Source organism: Novipirellula caenicola (assembly GCF_039545035.1).
GTDB classification, from domain to species: Bacteria; Planctomycetota; Planctomycetia; order Pirellulales; family Pirellulaceae; genus Novipirellula; species Novipirellula caenicola.
This window is the reverse complement of sequence record NZ_BAABRO010000044.1, coordinates 1-6,636: the sequence shown is the minus strand read 5'-3', so window position 1 is coordinate 6,636 and position 6,636 is coordinate 1. Positions and strand designations below refer to the sequence as shown.

Sequence of the window (6,636 nt, the reverse complement as noted above, 5' to 3'; positions counted from 1 at the left end):
CGTTTCAGAAGATCCGCTTTCGCAACCCTACGCCAGTCGATTCGTTCAGCGGTTTTGTCGAGTTCATCTTCCGCCGGGTTGCCGTAGTCGTCAATCGATTCAGCACGGTAGATGCTTGTTCCGCCATTGAGTGTCACGCCGCGGAAAGCGTGTTCGATGTAATCGGCGAGCCATTTGCGTAACGTCTGCATCTGGAAACGCATCAATGTATTCGATCGGCGAACGACCGCGATAACCGAGTCGCGGCGATTGATTCTCCATTGTCAAAAACGACGACTCCGCGACTTCGGTTCATCGCATGGTTCGCCAATCAATTCAGCTCCAGTAGGTGTGGATCACGACCAAATTAGTGTCGTCGTCCACAGTCACCTCAGCGTGCATCGCGCCATTCCCTGGTTCGACATTGTAAACCCGTGATCGGCCGTTTACGACAGGTTTCAGATTGGAGGTTCCCGGTGAGCTGTTAAGCCATGAATCCAGGTCGTCGGGAGGCGCATTGAAACGAATGGTGAACTCACGAGTAAAAGGTCCCCCACGTGTCTCGACATGCAATCCGGTTGCAGTTTCCGGAAGTGGAGACATTCGTGCCCATTTCTGCGCGACCTCAAGCCCGTTCGCCGTCACGTGAGAGCGATACATGGCATATCCAGAAATGGCGACGCCAACAAACATGACAGCGAAGACAATAAGTGTTCTCGTCAATACGCGCCGTGCATTCACGAAGTGCGTTTCCTCTTTGGGCGAACGGTCGAAATCACGGGGAACGGGCGAAAGACTTTCAAGCAGACGAGAAAACGCATCACCCGTTCTCCCGTGCATTTCATGGTTCTGCTCCATCCTGCCCGGCGATGGGATCTCGATGAACCAACGACTTCTTGATGTTGTGGAAGTTCAGATGATCATCCGAAACCGATATGTAGGCAATAGAAGGAACCGGTGGGCCAATGAAATCCGAAACAAGAACAAAACGTCCATCAACATTCACGTATCCGACGTATCGGCACTGACTTGAGCGGGGGATCTGAATTGAGAACGCCGCACATTGGTCCAACTGATCTTTGTGCAGGATACCAAGTTGGGCACATCCGAACCCTGGGAACTGTTTGTCGGACATCTGAGCCATGACGCCCTCTCTGTCCGCGGCAGTTGGTAAGAACTGAACCGACTTGACGGCAGCCTGCATCTTCTCCGTTTCAGATTCGAGGTAGTTTTTCGGATCTTCCTTGAAGTCATCCCAGTCGGAATATGGCTTTGATGTCTGAAAGCGCTGGCCCTCGTATTCCATGTAGTTGTCACTGCTCATCGAAGCACCAGAATCTTGTTGACCGCAGCCAAGAACTGCCAGGCAAAGGAGGGGGAAACACAAGAACTGTAAACGCACTATTAAAGCTCAAGCAATCGCAATAGCAGAACGATTGCCGTCACCGAGGACGGACCGTTGACTTTCCATTTGTAAAAACTCGCAAGCCGTCCTTCGGTGCACGGCCTGGTTCTGCCTTCTCCTGGTCCGCGATCAAGTCGCGTTGGCAGAGTTCATTGTACAGTCGATTTTGTCTATGCGTTGCATTGAATCAAAGGAAACTGTGAGTGAATCGTTGTCGCGTATAGCGAGTAAACGATTGCCAGCCGGTTGCAGCGTGAAACCCTGACTCTGCAGAAACGAATCAGCCATGTCTCGGTGATTGATTTCAAATTGAGAGATCACCTCAGTCATTACGGTAACGGCGCGTTCAGGTGCAACAGGACCAACGACGTCGTTAGGGACGTCGCAAACGAGGAAGAAGAGGGCACCTCCATCGTACGGACCACGGTAATAGCAGCAGTTGGGATGTAGCCCCAATGCAACCAACGCGATCATGTGCCCGTTGGCGATGCTCTGCGAAAAGCTGCGGTCAGTGAATTCCGGAACCGGTTGTGTAACTCCAATGTCCTTGCATTCGTTACACGCTTGGAGAAGACTTGAAGGCAAATTGCTTTGCTCGTTTGCCCAAGCCCAGAGCCAAGACGCGTCACCATCGGCTTCAGTGCCAAGCAATTGGATGGAGAATGAAAGATCAGTTCCGAAAGTAGCAACACCTTCGGACATGCTGACGCCCCAATTGCGTTCACCGATCAAATCCGCGAACGCCATTTGTTTCGCGAATGAGGCGCCAACGTGTTGCGAAAGCAAGGAAGTGAATTCAGGACTCATAAGCAATCTACGGCAGAACGTCCGCCATCACGGGGTGGCGGGAGTTGACCTTGATTTCGGAACACGATGACCACCGCCACTCCCGTGCATGGCTTGGTTCGTCGCTCATTAATTGTCCGCGAGTTTTTGCTCGGTAGCCGAAGATATAGACGCGTGGCAATAGGGGCACCGCGAGGGCACTTTACCATCGACACAATAGTCGGGATCATCAAATCGCCGCCTGCGTAAAAGTACTTTGCTGAGCAATAGCCTTCTTAGTGGTTTTCCGCACTGGGAGCATCGCAGCCCATGTTTCCGAGACAGGTACGCGGCAGCACGTGAATAGGATATGCCAAACGCTGGAACGATGCCGATAGCCCACGCGACAACAACAGTTCGCGACAGCCACTCCGGCCACGCAAGCCGTTGCGGAATAACACCAGCTACTACCATCGCAGCTAGTGCCAAGACCGCAAACACGCCAATACGCCGGTTTATATCCGCGTCAAGGGATGCGAAACGCTTCTCCAAACGACGAGTCTTCCCGCGTGATAGCAACGTTGGATCCAGAGGTTTGTCGACGAACGGGAGCGATGTGCGGGCGGCGAAGGGTGATTGAGCCACTTTGCAAAAACGATGCCGCCGCTCCGTCACCATCGCATGGTTATCGCAGATTGTAGCAAGCATGAGTCCGCCATGGTTGCAGTGGCGTTCCGCCCCGTGGGTGGCCCGTCAAGCAGACAACCGTTGGGATCGACCAGTGACGCTAGTGTAACGGACTGCGATGACAAGATGTTGCACGATCAGAACCGCGGATTTTGCTTGGCACGGCAGCGATGGCATGAATCGCAAATCAGCGCAGGTCACGCAGCTAGTTGCGATAACGCCCCGGATCAGCGGGGACCGGGAGTTGGGCATCCATTCGTGAAAACCGACCACCGGTTCTCCGGTGCATACGATCGTTATCCGTGATTTACGGTCTTAGTCCGCAATTGTCACACCAAGCTTCTCGTAATCCCTTCCCCATTCGTCAGACCATGTAATGTCAATCTTAAACGGTCTCTTTATGGTAGAAGATGTCTGCGTGCAATGAAATGAGCGATGCCCATGAGGTTCAATATCAAACGGCGTGTCGAGATCGACAAATGGAGAATTGCCTGATTGTTCAACAATTGTCAAATCTACCGAGACAGCTTTCGTGTTGCCATTGTTGGAAAAATGAATACGCTTGTTCGAATAGCGTGCAGTAACGCGAGGCCTATTTGATTGTTGCGTCTCGGTCTCGACACGAGAATTCTGTTTCTCCATTAGTTCGACAATCCTCCGTTGTGCTTGGCTCATTTTCTCCTGCACATGTCGGTCGATTGACTGTTCGATCTTTTGGTTTCGTGAGGTGAAATAGTCCTTGAAGATTGAGACAATAAGCGCAAGTACAGAAACGCCGAGCGCTGCTACAGCGATCCAGTCTGATGTTGTCAAATCCATTTGCGAAATCAATTCGGTTGCGTCAGATCAGTCGGATAACGGGAGCGATGTGCAGGCGGCGAAGGGTGACGGAGCAATTTGGGAAAACGATGCCGCCGCTCCGTCACCATCGCATGGTTCGCCGCAGTTACCGGGATGATCGTGATCTAAATGATCACGCTCGTTCGTCATCGTACCCGACCCGCCATCGAGTCGCAAATTAATTCGTCGCAAACGAATCGGCCAGCTTAGACCGACCGAAAACACCCACGCCATTGCAGCCGAACCGTTTGCAAGCTGCGAACCATGACGAGTCGACGAACGAATTGCCATCACCTTGCCTAAGCGGCTGAGCAACCACTGCGCAAACTCGCTTTCAAGGCCTCGACTTTCATCTCTTTTTTACTCCGGGGCTTAGTTCAGTTGGACTGTAGTGACGTTGACGGCACAAGGATATCCCCAAGATCGTTCACGCCCTCGACGAGATCCACATTGAATCGACTCCGCGGCCAATCAGTCGTCGCGCCCAATATGCCCACTCGATCAATTCGCCCGGCCTCGTGAAAGACTCGGAACGTCAGACTTGCATTTGCGGGCAGTCCCGCAATACTGATATTACCCTCCGTATCGGAGCAAGCTACAAATGGATGATCCAGAACGAAAACGTAGGCATGCATCCATGCGTGTATGTTGCAGTCAACCGGAATGGGTGCGGGCTCCGGTCGAGACACTGTAATCAATCTAGACGCGCCTGGCGGAATCTGTATATCGCCAGGCTGGTTCGCAAAGAAACTAAGGACGGGGTTGTGTTGAACTCGTCCGCGATTAACCAGTTCAATCGTATCTCCTGCCTGAGCAATCAAAACATGAGGATCAAACCGAGCGTTCGACATTGCCAAACGATGCTTCTTGTCACTACGTGGAAACGGGCCGAGTTTCGATCCGCCACGGTCCGTGTAGACGTAAACGACAACGTTTCGGATTCCCTTTGACACGGGATCAACCAGGAGTCGTTCGTCCAGTACGGGGCCGCCAGCGGGCGCGAGGCCAGGCAAAACGTTGATCTGGTTGACAGGGGGTGGGACGCCGTCAAAGACGAAACGCATTTGGAGCGTGGCAGTCTCGGCACGCACATTTGTAGCGGCAACCAACAAGCAGCAAAACGCGGCAACGATATATTTCAAGGGTATAGCTCCGTTAGTTGGATAGCACTACGCGCCACCGAGGACGGACGGTAAAGCATCCAGACGTGTCATTTCGCAAGTCGAGCTTCGATGCATAGGTTTGCTATGCATCGTCTGTAGGCACACGCCGAATCGTGAAATCTCGATCGAGCTTCAAGTCATAGAACTCCGGTATCGAAACGTCAATCTGGACATGCAGAATCACATGTTCGTTCATCATCTTTTTGACGGCAACAGACGACTCTCGAATATCTGAACGAGCGGTGATGGAACCGAAGTGATCTCCGAAAGTAGTGGCAGTGAATTCGTTGGGAAGCATGAGGGTGAATCTTCTGTCATGCGGATGGAGTTCACCAGAGCGTGTTGCGGGGACCGGTAAAAGCGTCAATTGGTCACCTTCGGCAACATCAAGTGGTAACTGGAAAGCGACGGCATAGCCGCCATGTTGTCCGTATTTCTCGTGTTCCGAATTCGAGTGATGCAGAACCACACAACTCCCAAGGCCATTGATCTTACCTTGGTATTCCCAACCGGATTCTCGACGTTGCTTCGCAACACCATTGGAATAATCGTGCCAATAAAATCGATCGACAGCACGGTTGTCATTTTGGCGAGCAGGGAGGCGCCGAGCAGCAAAGAACGCCGCAACGACTGCAACGACCGCAACGCTGATGAGTATCGTCCGAATGGCAAATCGTGTATTCAAGTTTCTGTGTCGGGGAACGATTGCCATCACCGGGCACGGAGAGTGATGTATCCATTTGTGAAAACGCGCAAGCCGTACTCCGTGTGAATGGCTTGGTTATCCGCCGTCTGGGGAAACGGGTAATGCTGCGGTCTTGCGGAACCAGCCAGTGTAGATCAGAACGCCAACAGACGCGAGGCAAGCGGGCGAGAATACAGGGGCAGCCTTGGTATCGGTCATCACAACGCACATCACGAATGTCGCGATACAGCCAAGCACTGGAATACGGTAGTGCCAGCTGCGGAAGCCAGCGTAGACTTGCAGTGACAACATTGCGATCGAAAGCAAATCTCGCATGGTCTGTGAGAATGCCGGGGACGGGTTGCCGGGTGCGACAAGCGGCCGAAGGTTCCAGAAAAGCGTAGAAATAGCAGTGAGGCTCAGGAACGCCAAGCCAAGCACAATTAGGACAACACTCGCAAGACGCGCAGTGGGGTGCGCATGGAGTTGTCCGTCCGCGACTAGATGGCCGGGCGTGGATGGCGGACGATATGGATTAGCGTCGTTCACAAGTGCAGAGTGAATGCGTGGGAGCGACTGGATTTCAGTCGGATAACGTTGGGGATCAGCGGGCGGCGGGACAAGACATTGATCTCAGCTGAAACCGCAACACCGCCGCTCCGTTGCATCCCATGGTTCTCTGTCTTCTGGACTCACCGTTCAAAATCAGAGTATAGCTGACATTCATCAATTCAGTCCGTTCGGTAGGCGAATTGTTTTCCATTTAGGCAAGAGTGATGTCGAATCCCTCGAGGATGTCGGAGACGTCGCTAGCAAGGATCTGATCCCACGCATATGCGATCCTGCATAACTCGACACTTAGTTGCGCCAAAGAATCTGGATCCAGTTGACGCATTTGGTTGAGCTTCAGATATAGCGTCAAACCTCCGGAAATTATCCCCGAAACGCAATATGCTACTTCCGAGATTCGGGAATGATCGGGGCAACCGCTACGTGAGGTAGGGTCGGGACCATTGAAGTGGGTGTTCACCGTCCGAAGGCAGTTAATGATTTCATCGGCATGCTGCATGAATCGTGGGTCTGCGTTTTTCTGCGCAATCAGCCACAAGCCG

General features: G+C 52.7%; 8 protein-coding genes. All 8 read right to left on the bottom strand.

Going from position 1 to position 6,636, the window contains the following annotated elements:
* On the bottom strand, nucleotides 1–203 hold a 203-nt coding region (locus ABEA92_RS30970; RefSeq protein WP_345689697.1), incomplete at its 3' end, for a DUF6714 family protein.
* A gap of 112 nt (nucleotides 204–315) precedes the next feature.
* A complete protein-coding gene (locus tag ABEA92_RS30965; RefSeq protein WP_345689695.1) occupies nucleotides 316–837 on the bottom strand; it encodes a hypothetical protein in 522 nt (173 codons plus the stop codon).
* Nucleotides 821–1,303, bottom strand: a complete 483-nt coding sequence (locus ABEA92_RS30960; RefSeq protein WP_345689693.1) for a hypothetical protein — start codon at nucleotides 1,301–1,303, stop codon at nucleotides 821–823. The genes ABEA92_RS30965 and ABEA92_RS30960 overlap by 17 nt, the downstream gene beginning before the upstream one ends.
* 210 nt (nucleotides 1,304–1,513) lie before the next feature.
* The gene (locus ABEA92_RS30955; protein WP_345689691.1) at nucleotides 1,514–2,191 is read right to left on the bottom strand and encodes a DUF6882 domain-containing protein; all 678 of its coding nucleotides are present in this window, start codon (nucleotides 2,189–2,191) and stop codon (nucleotides 1,514–1,516) included.
* A gap of 960 nt (nucleotides 2,192–3,151) precedes the next feature.
* Entirely contained in the window at nucleotides 3,152–3,655 is a 504-nt protein-coding gene (locus tag ABEA92_RS30950; protein ID WP_345689689.1) for a hypothetical protein, read from the bottom strand.
* A 1,266-nt stretch (nucleotides 3,656–4,921) separates the two neighbouring features.
* On the bottom strand, nucleotides 4,922–5,524 hold the full coding sequence (locus tag ABEA92_RS30945; protein WP_345689687.1) for a hypothetical protein: 603 nt from the start codon (nucleotides 5,522–5,524) through the stop codon (nucleotides 4,922–4,924).
* Between the two features lie 96 nt (nucleotides 5,525–5,620).
* Nucleotides 5,621–5,860, bottom strand: a complete 240-nt coding sequence (locus ABEA92_RS30940) for a hypothetical protein (protein WP_345689685.1) — start codon at nucleotides 5,858–5,860, stop codon at nucleotides 5,621–5,623.
* 427 nt (nucleotides 5,861–6,287) lie between these two features.
* Nucleotides 6,288–6,636, bottom strand: a 349-nt coding sequence (locus ABEA92_RS30935) for a hypothetical protein (protein WP_345689683.1), incomplete at its 5' end; no start/stop codon positions are given.

Bases quoted from the DNA above. Each gene is read 5' to 3' on its own strand.
- ABEA92_RS30965 (WP_345689695.1), bottom strand. From the start codon at position 837: ATGGAGCAGAACCATGAAATGCACGGGAGAACGGGTGATGCGTTTTCT.
- ABEA92_RS30960 (WP_345689693.1), bottom strand. From the start codon at position 1,303: ATGAGCAGTGACAACTACATGGAATACGAGGGCCAGCGCTTTCAGACA.
- ABEA92_RS30955 (WP_345689691.1), bottom strand. From the start codon at position 2,191: ATGAGTCCTGAATTCACTTCCTTGCTTTCGCAACACGTTGGCGCCTCA.
- ABEA92_RS30950 (WP_345689689.1), bottom strand. From the start codon at position 3,655: ATGGATTTGACAACATCAGACTGGATCGCTGTAGCAGCGCTCGGCGTT.
- ABEA92_RS30940 (WP_345689685.1), bottom strand. From the start codon at position 5,860: ATGCGAGATTTGCTTTCGATCGCAATGTTGTCACTGCAAGTCTACGCT.